Origin of the sequence: Rhodococcus sp. KRD175 (genome assembly GCF_017168275.1) — a bacterium.
Lineage (GTDB): Bacteria > Actinomycetota > Actinomycetes > Mycobacteriales > Mycobacteriaceae > Rhodococcoides > Rhodococcoides fascians.
Window position 1 is genome coordinate 33493 of record NZ_JABFAQ010000025.1, and the last position, 15363, is coordinate 48855.

12 protein-coding genes and 1 pseudogene are annotated in these 15363 nt (G+C 65.1%); 12 read left to right on the forward strand and 1 reads right to left on the reverse strand.

Translation table 11 applies throughout. The features are described 5' to 3' along the window. The first annotated feature begins 71 nt into the window (after window positions 1-71). The 8 genes and pseudogenes from J1M81_RS24005 (at window position 72) to J1M81_RS24040 (ending at window position 10672) form a co-directional block, all read left to right on the forward strand. Entirely contained in the window at window positions 72-1595 is a 1524-nt protein-coding gene (locus J1M81_RS24005) for an aldehyde dehydrogenase family protein (RefSeq protein ID WP_027496284.1), read from the forward strand. Next, window positions 1595-2134 (forward strand): DUF779 domain-containing protein, encoded by a 540-nt coding sequence (locus J1M81_RS24010; protein ID WP_027496285.1) that lies wholly within the window; start codon window positions 1595-1597, stop codon window positions 2132-2134. Before J1M81_RS24005 ends, J1M81_RS24010 begins: the two co-directional genes overlap by 1 nt. A 113-nt stretch (window positions 2135-2247) precedes the next feature. Beyond that, a complete protein-coding gene (locus J1M81_RS24015) occupies window positions 2248-3231 on the forward strand; it encodes a cation diffusion facilitator family transporter (protein WP_027496286.1) in 984 nt (327 codons plus the stop codon). 121 nt (window positions 3232-3352) lie between these two features. Beyond that, the gene (eat, locus tag J1M81_RS24020; protein WP_057474226.1) at window positions 3353-4807 is read left to right on the forward strand and encodes an ethanolamine permease; all 1455 of its coding nucleotides are present in this window, start codon (window positions 3353-3355) and stop codon (window positions 4805-4807) included. After that, window positions 4804-6216, forward strand: coding sequence for an ethanolamine ammonia-lyase subunit EutB (locus J1M81_RS24025; protein ID WP_206498990.1), 1413 nt, complete (start codon window positions 4804-4806; stop codon window positions 6214-6216). The genes eat and J1M81_RS24025 overlap by 4 nt, the downstream gene beginning before the upstream one ends. Beyond that, window positions 6213-6989 carry an ethanolamine ammonia-lyase subunit EutC gene (eutC, locus tag J1M81_RS24030; protein ID WP_206498991.1) on the forward strand — a complete coding sequence of 259 codons (777 nt, stop codon included), beginning with the start codon at window positions 6213-6215 and terminating at the stop codon, window positions 6987-6989. The genes J1M81_RS24025 and eutC overlap by 4 nt, the downstream gene beginning before the upstream one ends. Window positions 6990-7041: 52 nt before the next feature. Next, window positions 7042-8658 (forward strand): AMP-binding protein, encoded by a 1617-nt coding sequence (locus tag J1M81_RS24035; RefSeq protein ID WP_206498992.1) that lies wholly within the window; start codon window positions 7042-7044, stop codon window positions 8656-8658. A gap of 31 nt (window positions 8659-8689) precedes the next feature. Continuing rightward, window positions 8690-10672: pseudogene (locus J1M81_RS24040) on the forward strand (acetoacetate--CoA ligase). Here the strand turns inward: J1M81_RS24040 and J1M81_RS24045 are convergent. Next, window positions 10648-11082 carry a thioesterase family protein gene (locus J1M81_RS24045; protein WP_206499003.1) on the reverse strand — a complete coding sequence of 145 codons (435 nt, stop codon included), beginning with the start codon at window positions 11080-11082 and terminating at the stop codon, window positions 10648-10650. The pseudogene J1M81_RS24040 and the gene J1M81_RS24045 overlap by 25 nt on opposite strands. A gap of 76 nt (window positions 11083-11158) precedes the next feature. Between J1M81_RS24045 and J1M81_RS24050 the strand changes: the two genes are divergently transcribed. The 4 genes from J1M81_RS24050 to J1M81_RS24065 all read left to right on the forward strand — a co-directional run bounded on the left by J1M81_RS24050 (window position 11159) and on the right by J1M81_RS24065 (window position 15329). After that, window positions 11159-12616, forward strand: coding sequence for an amidohydrolase (locus J1M81_RS24050; RefSeq protein ID WP_206498993.1), 1458 nt, complete (start codon window positions 11159-11161; stop codon window positions 12614-12616). Window positions 12617-12728: 112 nt separating this feature from the next. Then, window positions 12729-13172, forward strand: coding sequence for a hypothetical protein (locus tag J1M81_RS24055; RefSeq protein WP_206498994.1), 444 nt, complete (start codon window positions 12729-12731; stop codon window positions 13170-13172). Further along, window positions 13169-14659 (forward strand): ATP-binding protein, encoded by a 1491-nt coding sequence (locus tag J1M81_RS24060; protein WP_283348275.1) that lies wholly within the window; start codon window positions 13169-13171, stop codon window positions 14657-14659. Before J1M81_RS24055 ends, J1M81_RS24060 begins: the two co-directional genes overlap by 4 nt. A 10-nt stretch (window positions 14660-14669) precedes the next feature. Continuing rightward, window positions 14670-15329, forward strand: a complete 660-nt coding sequence (locus J1M81_RS24065) for a response regulator transcription factor (protein WP_206498995.1) — start codon at window positions 14670-14672, stop codon at window positions 15327-15329. Window positions 15330-15363 lie beyond the last annotated feature (34 nt).

The window sequence follows — 15363 nt, forward strand, 5'->3', positions numbered from 1 at the left end:
TTGCACCCCCTAGTGTCCTGAATCACACACCGCATCAGCAGTGCAGCACGTGTCGATCAGGAGGATTTTCAATGTCCGTCTATGCCCGTCCAGGTACCGCCGATTCCGTCATGTCGTTCCAGTCGCGCTACGACAACTGGATCGGCGGCGAATGGGTGCCACCGGTCAAGGGCCAGTACTTCGAGAACCCGACTCCGGTCACCGGTGAGAACTTCTGCGAGGTCGCCCGTTCCACGTCCGAGGACATCGAACTCGCCCTCGATGCCGCGCACGCCGCCGCTCCCGCCTGGGGCAAGACGTCCGCGGCCGAACGCGCCGTGATCCTCAACAAGATCGCCGACCGCATCGCCGAGAACCTCGAGTCGATCGCTCTGGCCGAGTCCTGGGACAATGGCAAGCCGATCCGCGAGACCCTCAACGCCGACATCCCCCTCGCGGTGGATCACTTCCGGTACTTCGCCGGCTGCATCCGTGCGCAGGAAGGCTCACTGTCCGAGATCGACAGCGACACCGTCGCTTACCACTTCCACGAGCCGCTGGGCGTCGTCGGACAGATCATTCCGTGGAACTTCCCCATTCTCATGGCCGTCTGGAAGCTCGCGCCCGCGCTCGCTGCCGGTAACGCCGTGGTGCTCAAGCCCGCCGAGCAGACTCCCGCCTCGATCCTGCACCTGATCTCGATCATCGGCGACCTCCTGCCCCCGGGCGTGATCAACATCGTCAACGGATTCGGTGTGGAGGCAGGAAAGCCGCTGGCGTCGAGCCCGCGCATCGCCAAGATCGCCTTCACCGGCGAGACCACCACCGGCCGCCTGATCATGCAGTACGCGTCGCAGAACCTGATCCCGGTCACGCTCGAACTCGGTGGCAAGAGCCCCAACGTCTTTTTCTCCGACGTGCTCCAGGCCAACGACGACTACCAGGACAAGGCCCTCGAAGGCTTCACGATGTTCGCCCTGAACCAGGGCGAGGTGTGCACCTGCCCGTCGCGTTCGTTGATCCAGGCTGACATCTTCGACGAGTTCCTCGCACTGGCCGCGATCCGCACGAAGGCTGTGCGGCAGGGTGATCCGCTCGACACCGAGACCATGATCGGTGCCCAGGCGTCCAACGATCAGCTCGAGAAGATCCTCTCGTACATCGAGATCGGCAAGGGCGAGGGCGCACAGGTCGTCACCGGCGGCGAACGCGCACAGCTCGGCGGCGACCTCAACGGTGGTTACTACGTGCAGCCGACGATCTTCACGGGCAAGAACGACATGCGCATCTTCCAGGAAGAGATCTTCGGACCGGTCGTGTCGGTGACGTCGTTCAAGGACTACGACGACGCCATCGACATCGCCAACGACACCCTCTACGGACTGGGCGCAGGCGTCTGGTCCCGCGACGGCGGCGTTGCCTACCGGGCGGGCCGCGACATCAAGGCCGGCCGAGTGTGGACCAACACCTACCACCAGTACCCCGCGCACGCCGCGTTCGGCGGCTACAAGCAGTCGGGTATCGGTCGCGAAAACCACAAGATGATGCTCGATCACTACCAGCAGACCAAGAACCTGCTCGTGAGCTACGCCCAGAAGGCGCAGGGCTTCTTCTGATGGAGAACGCTCGGCCGCCCGCGCGGCTGAAGACAACCGCCGAGGCGATGGATCTTCTCCGTCGCCTCGGCGGTATCCACGGCGAACTGATGATGCATCAGTCCGGCGGATGCTGTGACGGCTCGTCGCCGATGTGTTATCCCGCAGGCGAATTCATCGTCGGCGATCGCGACGTTCTGCTCGGGTACATCGACCTCAGGCTCGGAGTGGGCGAGATCGCCCAGGACCTCCCCGAGGGTGTCGACGGCGTACCGGTGTGGATCTCGGGTTCGCAGTTCCAAGCGTGGAAACACACCCAACTCGTACTCGACGTGGTGCCGGGCCGCGGCGGCGGATTCTCGCTCGAATCGCCCGAAGGCGTGCGGTTCCTGAGCCGTGGGCGCGCCTACACCCCGGAGGAGAACGAACTTCTCGCCGCGCATCCACCTCTCGTCGGAGTCGACTGGGAAGAGGGCCGACGACCGCCGGTACCCGACGACCCACTCGTGGTCGCCGAGGCCGTCGACGCCTGTCCTGTGCCGGGAATGCTCCAGGGCTGAGTGCCTACGGCAGTGGTGCGGCTCCGCTTCCGGGTCGTTCCGCGGGCTACACTCCCGTGTGCCCCAGGCGGCACATAGCCGCACCACTGCGCGCAGCGCATACAGTGCGAACGATGAAGAGCTCATCGAAAACCGACGCGGCCGACGGCGGCGACAGCCTGCGCACCGTGGTGATCGCGTTCGTCGCCAACCTCGGTGTGGCCATCGCCAAGACGTTCGCGGCGGTGTTCACCGGGTCCGCGTCGATGGTCGCCGAGGCCGCTCACTCCTGGGCCGATACCGGTAACGAGATCTTCCTGCTCGTCGCCAATCGCCGCGGGGCGCGCGGCCCCGACGATCGGCGCCCGCTCGGGTACGGCCGGGAGACGTACTTCTGGTCGACGCTCGCGGCCATCGGCTTGTTCGTCGCCGGTGCGGCGGTCTCGGTGTGGCACGGCATCACCTCGTTGCTTGCCGGTGAGTCGAGCAGTGAGAACTACCTCGTCGCCTACGTCGTGCTCGCCATCGCGTTTCTGCTCGAGGGCGTGTCCTTCCTCCAGTCGGTACGGCAAATACGCGGCGAGGCAGCGCAATACGACAAGGACTTTCTCGATTACGCGTTGGAGACGTCGGATCCGACGCTGCGGGCAGTGTTCGCGGAGGACAGCGCGGCTCTGATCGGCATCGTGATCGCCGGTGCGGGAATCGGTTTGCACCAGCTCACCGGTTCGGCGGCGTTCGACGCCATCGGCTCGATTCTGGTGGGCGTTCTACTCGGGATCGTGGCGTTCGTGCTGATCGATCGAAACCGCCGATTCCTCACCGGCGAACCAGGATCGCGAGCATTATGGAACGCGGTAGTGCAGCGCATCGAGCTACTCCCCGAGGTGGCGTCGGTCCGGTTCGTTCGCATCGAGTTCGTCGGTCCCAAACAGATCTACGTGGTGGCGAGTGTCGATCTCGTCGGTGACTTCGCAGAGTCACGCATCGCGCACACGCTCCGGCGGCTGGAGCGTGAGCTGGAAACCAACAGAGCTGTGGTGGACGCAGTACTGACAGTCGCAGAACCGGACGAGGGAGATATCGGTGACGTGAATGCGGTTGCACAGCAGCCGTAATTCGCCCGTCATTCACCGATGACACTCCGCTTACATCACGGACCTATCGTGAACCGGTTCGCGCGCCCCACACACCCGAATGGGCGTCCCCTCGCGAGGGACCTGGTACGAGAGGCTTGCAATGTCCGTGAAAGATCCACAGTCGCCTCACCCGAAATCCGGCTCCTACGAGGGCACACAGTCGCACGTCGAGGGCGGTGACTACCTGGCCAAGAGAACCTTGAAGAAGGGGACCGCCGGGTGGGTACTTCTCGCGGGCCTCGGTGTCAGCTACGTCATCTCCGGTGACTACTCGGGCTGGAACCTCGGTCTCGCCGAAGGCGGCTTCGGTGGTCTGCTCATCGCGGCGATCATCATCGCGGGCATGTACCTGGCCATGGTCCTCGGAATGGCCGAGATGTCCTCGGCACTGCCCGCGGCGGGCGGCGGCTACACCTTCGCCCGCCGTGCTCTCGGACCGTGGGGCGGGTTCGCCACCGGCACAGCCATTCTCATCGAGTACGCCATCGCTCCCGCCGCCATCGCCACGTTCATCGGCGCGTACGTGGAATCGCTCGGACTGTTCGGGATCACCGACGGGTGGTGGGTGTACCTGGTGGTCTATGCCGTGTTCATCGGAATTCACCTCTCCGGCGCAGGCGAAGCCCTCAAGATCATGTTCGTCATCACCGCGATCGCCTTGGTCGGACTCATCGTGTTCGCCATCGCTGCCCTCGGACAATTCGATGCGAGCAACCTGACCGACATCGCGCCGACCGACGCAGCCGGAGCCTCGGGATTCCTGCCGTTCGGCTACCTCGGCATCTGGGCGGCTGTGCCGTTCGCCATCTGGTTCTTCCTCGCCATCGAGGGCGTGCCGCTGGCCGCCGAGGAGGCCAAGGATCCGACAAAGAACGTCCCGCGCGGCATCATCGCCGCCATGGGCGTACTGCTCGTCACCGGTGCCGTCGTGCTGTTCCTGGTGACCGGAGCGGGCGGGGCCGACGCCGTCAAGGAATCGGGAAACCCGTTGGTGGAGGCGCTCGGTGACGGAACTGCGAGCAAGATCGTCAACTACATCGGCCTGGCCGGACTGGTCGCGTCCTTCTTCTCGATCATGTACGCGTACTCGCGTCAGCTCTTCGCGCTGTCCCGTGCCGGCTACCTGCCGAAGACGCTGTCCATCACCAACTCTCGCAAAGCCCCTACGCTCGCGCTGATCGTGCCCGGTGTCATCGGATTCCTGCTCTCCCTGACCGGTCAGGGCGGAATGTTGCTGAACATGGCCGTGTTCGGTGCGGCACTGAGCTACGTTCTGATGATGGTCAGCCACATCGTGCTTCGCCGCAACGAGCCGAACATGGAACGGCCGTACCGAACCCCCGGGGGCGTTGTGACCACCGGATTCGCGTTGATCATCGCGGCACTCGCCGTCGTCGCCACCTTCGTCGTCGACTCCACTGCGGCACTGTGGTGTCTGGCCGTGTTCGTCGCGTTCATGGCCTACTTCGGCATCTACAGCAGACATCATCTGGTCGCCAACTCACCCGACGAGGAGTTCGCCGCACTGGCCGAGGCCGAGGCCGAACTGGAATGACGATCTACACCCAGCAGGTATCCGGGACCACCTACACGTTCGACGGTCTGGTCGACCTGATGGCCAAAGCGACACCGCTGCGATCGGGTGACGAATTGGCCGGTTGCGCGGCCGAATCCGATGCCGAACGGGCTGCCGCGCAGTGGGCGTTGTCCGAGGTCTCCCTCGATGTCTTCCTGCACGATCTGCTCGTTCCGTACGAAAGCGACGAGGTCACCAGGCTCATCATCGATTCTCACGACCGCATCGCGTTCGGGGCCGTCTCACACCTGACCGTGGGAGGTCTTCGGGATTGGTTGCTGCAGGTGACCGCGGGGCCCGATGCGGCCGCGACACTGCGATCGGTCGCGGCCGGATTGACACCCGAGATGGTCGCGGCGGTCAGCAAGATCATGCGGAACCAGGATTTGATCGCGGTCTCTCGGGCCGCGCAGGTGACGTCGGCGTTCCGGACGACGATCGGCCTACCCGGAACTCTCACCACGCGTCTGCAACCCAACCACCCGACTGACGACCCGCGTGGCATCGCCGCGGCCACACTCGACGGGCTGCTCCTCGGGTCGGGTGACGCGGTCATCGGGATCAATCCCGCGACCGACTCACCTCAGGCCACCGCCGACCTGCTGCATCTGCTCGACGAGATTCGGCAGCGATTCGAGATCCCGACGCAGTCCTGTGTGCTCTCGCACGTGACGACGACGATGGAATTGATCGACAAAGGAGTTCCGGTCGATCTGGTGTTCCAGTCCATCGCGGGTACCGAGGGCGCCAATTCCAGCTTCGGCGTGAACATTTCGTTGCTCCGTGAGGCCAACGAGGCGGGTAGATCGCTGCACCGCGGAACCGTCGGGAACAACGTCATGTATCTCGAGACGGGCCAGGGTTCGGCGCTGTCGGCAGGCGCGCACATCGGTACAGGCGACCGGCCCGTCGATCAGCAGACCCTCGAGACGCGTGCGTACGCGGTGGCCCGTGATCTCGAGCCGCTGCTGATCAACACCGTGGTCGGATTCATCGGGCCCGAGTACCTGTACGACGGCAAGCAGATCATCAGGGCAGGCCTCGAAGACCACTTCTGCGGCAAGCTCCTCGGACTACCGATGGGAGTGGACGTCTGCTACACCAATCACGCCGAGGCCGATCAGGACGACATGGACACGCTGCTGACGCTGCTGGGTGCGGCCGGCGTCGCATTCGTCATCGCTGTGCCGGGAGCCGATGACGTCATGCTCGGCTACCAGTCCTTGAGCTTCCACGATGTGCTCTACGTGCGACAGGTCCTCGGTCTGCGGCCCGCACCGGAATTCGAGTCCTGGCTCTCGCGGCTGGGGATGGCGGACGCCGACGGCCGAGTCCTCGACGTCGATGCCGCGGGATCGCCGCTGCGGGCCTTGATGAGTGCGCGATGAGCACGCCTGCGGAACGACCCGAGGCAGAGTTCTGGGGTGAGTTGCGGGCGAGTACCCAAGCTCGGATCGGTCTGGGGCGCATCGGCGATTCGTTGCCGACGACGCGGGTGCTCGAGTTTCGCTCGGCGCACGCCGCGGCCCGAGATGCGGTGCACATGCCACTCGAGGTCGACCAGTTCGTACGTCGGGTGGAGCAGGTGGGGCTCGGTACACCGTCGGTGGTGACGTCGTTGGCGACGAGCCGGGCCGAGTATCTGCGTCGTCCGGACCTGGGTCGTCAGCCGAAGGATTTGTCGGCGATTGCACATTCGGAGGACGAGATAGGCATCGTGCTGAGCGACGGATTGTCTCCCCGGGCCCTGGCCGATCACGGTGTCGCCATGGTGGAAGCGTTGAAAACCGAACTTGCCGAACGGTATTCGATTGCTGCTCCGGTCGTTGCGACCGAGGCCCGAGTGGCGCTCGGTGATCACATCGCGGCGGCGATGGGCGTGCGGACGGTACTGGTTCTCATCGGGGAGCGGCCCGGCCTGTCCGTCGCGGACAGTCTCGGCATCTATTTGACGCACCTCCCCAAGCCCGGTCGTACCGACGCCGATCGCAACTGCATCTCCAACATCCACCCGCCCGAGGGGCAGGGGTACGCGCAGTCGGCCCGCATCGTGGCAGGTCTGCTGGCCGGAGCCAGGAAGCTCGGACGGTCCGGCGTCGCGCTCAAGGACACGTCGCGCGCCGAGGTGCTCGAGGCTGCGGACGTCATCACGCTGGAGTAGGACCCCCATTCGGGGGTGGCCGGCCGTGACCGGCGTCACTACCGTGAGGCTCATGGACAGTTACGCCCGCGGCGATTCGGACACAGCGATACTCGACGACACGATCGGCCGAAACCTGCATCGCACCGTCGAGCGGCACGCCGAACGCGATGCCCTCGTCGATGTCGCATCGGGCAGGCGGTGGACCTACTCGGAGTTCGCGGCGGACGTCGAGTTGTTGGCGGCGGGGCTTCTCGTGGCCGGAGTACAAGTAGGCGATCGAGTAGGGATCTGGGCACCGAACTGCCCCGAATGGACGCTGGCGCAATATGCGACGGCGGAGATCGGGGCAATTCTGGTCAACATCAATCCGGCGTACCGCTCGCACGAGCTGCAGTTCGTGCTGAGACAGGCGGGTGTCTCGGTGCTGTTGTCGGCCACCGAGTTCAAAGGGTCCGACTACACGGCCATGATCGACGACGTGCGACCGGAAGTGGCAACTCTGCGCGAGGTCCTCTTCATCGGAAGCATTCAGTGGGAAGCGATGACCGATCGAGGGCACCGAGCGTTGGCGAAGACTCCGCAGATGGTCGCCGACGTGTCGAGCACACTTCGCCCGGACGACGCGATCAACATTCAATACACCTCGGGTACAACGGGTTTCCCGAAAGGTGCGACGCTCAGTCACCGCAACATACTGAACAACGGCTTCTTCGTCGGCGAGCTCTGCCATTACACCGAGAACGACAGGGTCTGCATTCCGGTGCCGTTCTACCATTGCTTCGGCATGGTGATGGGCAATCTCGCGTGCACGTCGCACGGAGCAACGATGGTCATCCCCGGTCCCGCGTTCGACCCGGTGGCGACGTTGACGGCCGTGGCCGATGAGAAGTGCACCTCGCTCTACGGCGTACCGACCATGTTCATCGCCGAGTTGGCACTGGAGAACATCGGCGAATTCGATCTGAGCAGCCTGCGTACCGGAATCATGGCCGGATCACCCTGTCCCACAGAGGTGATGAAGCAGGTCATCGAACGCATGGGAATGGCAGAGGTGTCCATCTGCTACGGCATGACCGAGACGTCGCCGGTATCGCTGCAGACTCGCAGCGACGACTCGATCGAGCAGCGAGTGTCCACTGTCGGTCGTGTGGGACCGCACCTCGAAGTGAAGATCGTCGACCCCGTTCTCGGTGAGACACTGCCGCGAGGCGAGGCGGGTGAACTGTGCACCCGTGGCTACTCGGTGATGATCGGTTACTGGGAGCAGCCCGACAAGACCGCAGAGGCCATCGACAGCGACGGGTGGATGCACACCGGCGACATCGGGGTCATGGACGGTGACGGCTACGTCGCGATCACCGGGCGCATCAAGGACATGGTGATTCGCGGCGGCGAGAACATCTATCCCCGCGAGGTCGAGGAATTTCTCTACACCCACCCCGACATCCTCGACGCTCAGGTCATCGGTGTGCCCGACGAGAAGTACGGCGAGGAATTGATGGCGTGGATACAGCTCAGAGACGGTGCCGCACCACTGGATTCGGACGCGGTGCGGCAGTTCTGCGACGGTCGCCTCGCGCATTACAAGATTCCGCGCTACGTGCACATCGTCGACGAGTTCCCGATGACCGTCACCGGCAAGGTGCGCAAGGTCGAGATGCGTGAACGCTCGCTCGGATTGATCTGAACCCAGCCGTTGGGCTGACATACTGACGTCCATGACCAGTGCGCTGTGGACGCCCACCGATACCGATGTCGAGCACGCTCGGGTCACCGAGTTCACCCGGTTCGTCGAGGAGCGCCACGAGGTGACGCTGCCCGACTACGCAGCGTTGTGGCGGTGGTCGATCGACGACATCGAATCGTTCTGGAAAGCCGTGTGGGACTACTTCGACATTCGCTCCACCATCGAGCCGGCGTCGGTCCTCGAGGGCCACGGTATGCCGGGGGCGCAGTGGTTCCCGGGTGTCGAGCTGAATTACGTCGATCAGGTCGTCCGGCACGCTCGAGGAGATCGAGCCGCCATCGTTCATGCCTCCGAGGACGGTTCGACCCGGACCGTCACGTGGTCCGAGATGATCGCCCAGGCCGGTGCGTTGGCGGGCACCCTGTCCGACGCGGGCGTCCGACGCGGCGACCGCGTCGTCGGATACCTGCCGAACGTGCCCGAGGCGGTCATCGCCTTCCTGGCGACAGCAAGTCTGGGCGCGGTGTGGGCTGCGTGCGGGCAGGACTACTCGGCGGCGGCAGCACTCGACAGATTGGGACAGCTCGATCCCGCGGCGTTGATCACCGCGTCCGGGTACGTCTACGGAGGGGCCTTCCGCGACAAAGATGCGGACGTGAACACTCTCGCAGAGGGATTGCCGACGGTACGCACGGTGGTCACGATCGGCGACGCTGCCGGGACTGTGGGAAGCGCGGGGACTGTGGGAACCGCGGGGATTAGGCTGAATTGGGCGGACGCGACCGCGACACCGCGCGAGCTCGCTCCGGTCGCAGTGCCGTTCGATCACCCGTTGTGGGTCGTGTTCTCGTCGGGGACGACGGGACGACCCAAGGGGATCGTGCACGGCCATGGTGGCGTGCTGCTCGAGCATCTCAAATCCGTTGCACTGCACTCGGATCTAGGACCCGACGATGTGTTCTTCTGGTACACGAGCCCGAGCTGGATGATGTGGAATTTCCAGGTGGCCGGTCTGCTCGTCGGGGCCACGATCGTGTGCACCGACGGAAATCCAGCGTTCCCGAGAACGGATGCGCTGTGGGGCATTGCGGCCGCGCAGGGCGTGACGTACCTCGGTACCAGCCCCGGGTACGTCCTCGCGTGCATCAAGGCGGACGCACACCCCGGTGCCGATCACGATCTTTCGAGCCTGCGCGCCATCGGGATCACCGGGTCTGCGATGCCCGCGACGTCGTCGATCTGGTTGTCGGAGAAGGTCGGAGCCCACGTACCGGTGTTCTCGATCTCCGGTGGTACCGATGTGGTGTCGGCGTTCGCCGGGGGAGTGCGGACCGTGCCGGTCTGGGCGGGCGAGTTGTCGGTTCCGTTCCTGGGGGTCGCGCTAGACGCCTTCGACGAGGCAGGCAGGTCGGTGCACGGCGCAGTGGGCGAACTGGTCGTCACCGAACCGATGCCGTCCATGCCGGTGCGGTTCTGGAACGAACCCCACGGAACCCGTTATCGGGACGCGTATTTCGATACCTATCCGGGCATCTGACGGCACGGCGACTGGATCACCGTGACCGAACGCGGCAGCGTCGTCGTGCACGGTCGTTCCGATGCGACGCTGAACCGCAACGGGATTCGAATGGGAAGCGCAGACATCTATCAGGCCGTCGAATCTCTCGACGAGGTCACCGAGGCCCTGGTGCTCGGCATGGAACAGCCCGACGGGGGATACTGGATGCCGCTGTTCGTGGTGGTCCCGGATGGGCTCACCGCGGAGCTACGCGAGCGCATCGTTGCCGTCATCAGGACACAGGCGTCCCCGCGGCACGTTCCCGACGACATCGTCGCAGCGCCCGCGATCCCGCACACGCGGACCGGTAAGAAGCTCGAAGTCCCGCTCAAGAAAATGTTCCAAGGTGCTGCCGAGACAACTGCTCTCGACACCAGTGCCGTCGACGATCCGGAGGCGGTGCGCTGGTTCGCAGATCGTGCGGCGGAGTATCAGCGAGTCCAGCGCGCGAGGTAGGCCTTCTCCTCGGGTGCGATCCGGCGCAGAGTCTCTGCCCCGACGTCGAACATCGCCATGCGAGTGGTCGCCACCACCGCAGGCGGCGAATCCGGGGCCGCGCCCGCTGCTCGTACCTCGTAGCCGATGGTGAAATCGACCGCACGTACCTTCTCGAACCAGAGTGTGACGTCGAGCGGACCGTCCGAGTGCCGAAGCGGCTTCTTGTACGCGATGGTGACGTTCGCGATCAACGCACTCTTGATCAGGCTTTCGTTGGCCTCGCCCTCGCTGAGCAGCCATTCGATGCGCGCCTCTTCGAGCAGAGTGACCATCCGGGCGTGATTGATGTGCGCGAATGCGTCCATGTCCGACCACCGCACCGTGACGGTCGCGTGATATCCGACGGGGTCGATCCGATCTGTCTGCATCGCCACAGGCTCTGTCTTCATTGCTAGAGGATGGCATGCGCGCCTGCGTCGGGGGCGACGCTCTAGAGTCCCAGGAGTGATTATCGCCAATGTCGCACTGGATGATTCCGGCGTGCTCTTCGACATCGAACTCGTCGGCTCGACCATCGGGTCCATCACCCCGGCCGGTAGCGATCGCACCCGCGGCGTCGAGGTCGTCGACGGGGCGGGGGGAGTGGCCCTGCCGGGTTTCGTGGACAGTCATGTTCATCTGACGCAATGGGCAGCGGCGCGGCGGCGTATCGACGTCGGGCCGGCCTCGTCGGCGGCCGATGCCGTGGCACTGGTGTTTCCCTATGCGCGCACAGCAGGCGATTCCGTAGTGCGCGCCAACGGGTTTCGGGACGCGCAGTGGCCCGACGAACCACACAAGGACCTGCTCGAGAACGCGCTGCCCGGTGTGCGTGTGGCGTTGACGAGCATGGACCTGCACACGCTGTGGCTGAGTCCGGCGCTGCTGCGCGATCTCGGTATCGACCATCCCACCGGAGTGCTTCGTGACGTCGACGGCCTCGAGGCCGTCATGGCGCTGGAGGCCTTGGAGGACCCGGCCGAGTTGGACCGAGCTGTGCTCGACGCCACCGCGGCACTGGCGGTCCGCGGAGTGACCGGCGTCGTCGATTTCGAGTTCGCGGACAACCGGACGGTCTGGGATCGACGCCTGTCGGCCGGATCTCCCGCAGTGCGCGTGGCCACCACGGTGTGGCCGCAGTGGCTCGACGAAGCGCTCGATCGAGGGGAGCGCACCGGCGACGTCTCGGCCGTCTCGGACATGATCAGGCGCGGACCGCTGAAGGTCATGCTCGACGGCTCGCTGAACACCAGAACGGCCTGCTGTCACGATCGCTATCCGGGCGTCGACGGTGACAACGCCTACGGACTGTTGCTCGAGACCCGCGACGGACTGTTCGAGCTCGTCGCTCGCGCGGCTCGCGGCGGAATCACCTCTGCTGTCCATGCGATCGGTGACCGGGCGAACGGCGTTGCGCTCGATGCGTTCGCGCGGGCCGGTTGCGGAGGTCGTATCGAACACGCGCAGCAGCTCGTCCCCGAAGACATCGCACGCTTCGCGTCGCTGGGCGTTGCGGCGTCGGTGCAGCCGCAGCACGCCATGGCCGACCGCGACATCGCCGAGAATCTGTGGGCAGGTCGGCGCTCGGTGGCCTACGGCTACGGGTCGCTCCATCGAAGCGGTGCCACGCTTCTCTTCGGTTCCGACGCTCCGGTGAGTCCGCCGGAGCCCCTGGCAGGCGTTGCGGCCGCGGTATTCCGAACCGACGACGACCGGCCGCCGTGGCGTGCCGAGGAATCGGTTCCTCTCGGCGCGGCACTGCAGGCGGCGAGCGGCGGCCGCGGTGCGCTCCGCGTCGGGGTCGTCGCGGACATCGTCGTTCTCGAGGAGCACCCGGTGCATCGCTCGGTGCACGATCTGGCGGAGACGGAGATCAGGGCAACGGTCTGTGCAGGCACGCTGACACACGCAGCTGCGGTATAGCACCCGGCTCGGCGGGACCCGTATGCCGTCGAGGTTCGGTCCGATCGCGGACATGAAAATTTACTCATGTCGCCTTCATCGTCGTCTCACGCACCGGAGGGAGTGTGGCGGTGTGAAGTTCGCACCCAAGATTGCAGTCCTGGCGGGTGTGGTGATCGTGCCGGTAGGCGTCGCGCTCGCGAGCACCGTGCTGGCCGACGCCCCGCAGCCACCGAGCTTCGAGCCGCGCGTCACCGTCGGAGTCGCGACGTCGAGCGGTGCACCTCAGACGTCGGGCGCAGCCAGATCGACGACTGCTGCCCCGTCGACAACCGCAGCCCCACCGGCGACCGCAGCCCCACCGGCGACCGCAGCCCCACCCATCACCGCAGGCGCTCCTACCGACACGGGGCCGTCGGTCGGGAATGCTCCAGCCGTTCCGCCATCAGCACCGCAATCCATCGTCGTGCCGGCCCCGCCGCCCGTGGTGGTTCTGCCGGACGGGGATGATGACGACGACGTCGGCAACCAGGACGATGTGGGTGGCGACGACGATGCGGAAGATGACGACGGGTGAACTCGACCGAAAAGATGATCGACGGCAGCAACGCCCGCACCGAGGTGCTCGCGCCGACGGGACTCGAGCGCGAGCCTGCGATTCGTCGCCCCCGGGTGGGAAGCCGAGTTCCGGCACGGGTGCGCATCCTCGGCTGGCTGTTGTTCGTGATGGCGTTGGCCATGCTGGCCGTCGGCGTTGCAGTGCGAACGATCCTCCTCGCGGACGTCGAGCGAGACACCGCAGTGGCGCTCGAGCAGGAGATCAGCGAGTTCAGCGAGTTCGCGGCGACCGGCCGTGACCCGGACGACGGTCTGCCGTTCGGCAATGTGGCAGATCTGCTCCAGTTGCACCTGCAGCGTCAGTACCCGGACGACGACGAGATCTTGTTCGGATACACCGATCGACTCCTGCGTCAGGAGCGCGGCGGTCCGGGGGATCTGGTCGCCGACGCCGCTGTCGTATCGGCCATCGTGGACTCACCCGACAGCGTGGGATCGACACCGACCTCGGAGGGAGAAGTCATCTGGGCGAAACAGGTGGCCGAACCTTCCGGCGGGGGCCAGGCCGGGACGTTCGCTATCGGAATCCTGGTCGACCGTGAGCGCGCAGACGTGTCCAACACCATTCGTGTAGTTGTCGGGGTATCGCTCATGGCACTTCTGTTCACCGGCGGTATCGCTTGGGTGGTGGCCGGGCAGATTCTTGCGCCCGTACGTCTCGTTCGCCGGACCGCGGCCCAGATCACCACCGACGATCTGTCCAGGCGGATCGAGGTGGAGGGCCGCGACGACGTCGCCGAGCTCGCGGACACGTTCAACGACATGCTCGACCGGCTGGAGTCCGCGTTCGCCGCGCAGCGACAATTCGTGGACGACGCGAGCCATGAGCTACGTACGCCGATCACGATCGTCAGTGGGCATCTGGAACTGATGGGTGAGGACCCACACGAGCGTGAAGAGACGGTTCGGCTCGTCACCGACGAGTTGGACCGGATGAACCGGATCGTGGAGGACCTGTTGATCCTTGCCAAAGCCGAGCGGCCGGATTTCGTCCGCAAGCAACCGGTCGATCTCGAGATCCTCACGCGCGACATCGACGCCAAGGTGCGAGCGCTGGCCGACCGCGATTGGATTCTGGGGCACGTCGGTACGGGCTCGGTGCGGGTCGATCCGCAGCGAGTCACGCAGGCAGTGCTTCAGCTGGCGCAGAATGCGGTGTCGCACACCCGGACCGGTGACCGGATCGTCGTGGGCTCGGAGCTCGCCCTGGACCGAGTTCGGTTGTGGGTGAGCGACACCGGGCCCGGTGTGTCCAGCGTGGATGCGTCGACCATCTTCGAACGGTTCGCCCGCGGAAGCAGTGGCTCGCGTCGCTCGGACAGTGGCGGCGCAGGGCTGGGGCTGAGCATCGTGCGAGCAATTGCCGACGGGCACCACGGTGCCGCGACGCTCGACAGTCGACCCGGTGCGGGTGCGACCTTCGGATTGGACCTGCCGGCACGATGAGAGACCGACGATGAGCCGAATATTGATCGCCGAGGACAACGTCCGCATCTCGTCCTTCATCGAAAAGGGTTTACGGGCCAACGGTTTCACCACGACCACCGTGGCCGACGGCATCTCCGCGATCGATTATGCGACGACCGGAGACTTCGATCTCGTCGTTCTGGATCTGGGCCTGCCGGGCAAGGACGGGTTCGAGGTGATCGAATCGCTACGAGGCACCGGTGTCGGTATTCCTGTGATCATCCTGACGGCCCGGGACTCGGTGCGCGACACCGTGACCGGCCTCGAAGGGGGAGCGGACGACTACATGACCAAGCCGTTCCGGTTCGAGGAGCTGCTTGCACGTGTTCGACTGCGGCTGCGTGGCGGTGACCGAGAGCCCTCGGTCTCCGTTCTGGAATCAGGCTCTCTGGCTGTGGATCTGCACACCAGACGTGCCGTGGTGAACGGTGTGGTGGTGTCGCTGACATCGCGCGAGTTCGTTCTGCTCGAGATGTTTCTGCGTCACCCACGGCAGGTCCTCTCTCGTGAGCAGATCCTCAGTCACGTATGGGGATACGATTTCGACCCCGGCTCCAACGTCGTCGACGTCTACGTTCGTATGCTGCGCAAGAAGATCGGCTCCGATCGAATCGAGACGGTGCGCGGGATGGGGTACCGCCTGGCCTGAGCAGAACCGCTCATGAAAGAACGCTCATGGACTG

Bases quoted from the DNA above. Each gene is read 5' to 3' on its own strand.
- eat (WP_057474226.1), top strand. From the start codon at position 3,353: ATGTCCGTGAAAGATCCACAGTCGCCTCACCCGAAATCCGGCTCCTAC.
- J1M81_RS24045 (WP_206499003.1), bottom strand. From the start codon at position 11,082: ATGCAGACAGATCGGATCGACCCCGTCGGATATCACGCGACCGTCACG.
- J1M81_RS24035 (WP_206498992.1), top strand. From the start codon at position 7,042: ATGGACAGTTACGCCCGCGGCGATTCGGACACAGCGATACTCGACGAC.
- J1M81_RS24025 (WP_206498990.1), top strand. From the start codon at position 4,804: ATGACGATCTACACCCAGCAGGTATCCGGGACCACCTACACGTTCGAC.
- J1M81_RS24065 (WP_206498995.1), top strand. From the start codon at position 14,670: ATGAGCCGAATATTGATCGCCGAGGACAACGTCCGCATCTCGTCCTTC.
- J1M81_RS24005 (WP_027496284.1), top strand. From the start codon at position 72: ATGTCCGTCTATGCCCGTCCAGGTACCGCCGATTCCGTCATGTCGTTC.
- J1M81_RS24010 (WP_027496285.1), top strand. From the start codon at position 1,595: ATGGAGAACGCTCGGCCGCCCGCGCGGCTGAAGACAACCGCCGAGGCG.
- eutC (WP_206498991.1), top strand. From the start codon at position 6,213: ATGAGCACGCCTGCGGAACGACCCGAGGCAGAGTTCTGGGGTGAGTTG.
- J1M81_RS24015 (WP_027496286.1), top strand. From the start codon at position 2,248: ATGAAGAGCTCATCGAAAACCGACGCGGCCGACGGCGGCGACAGCCTG.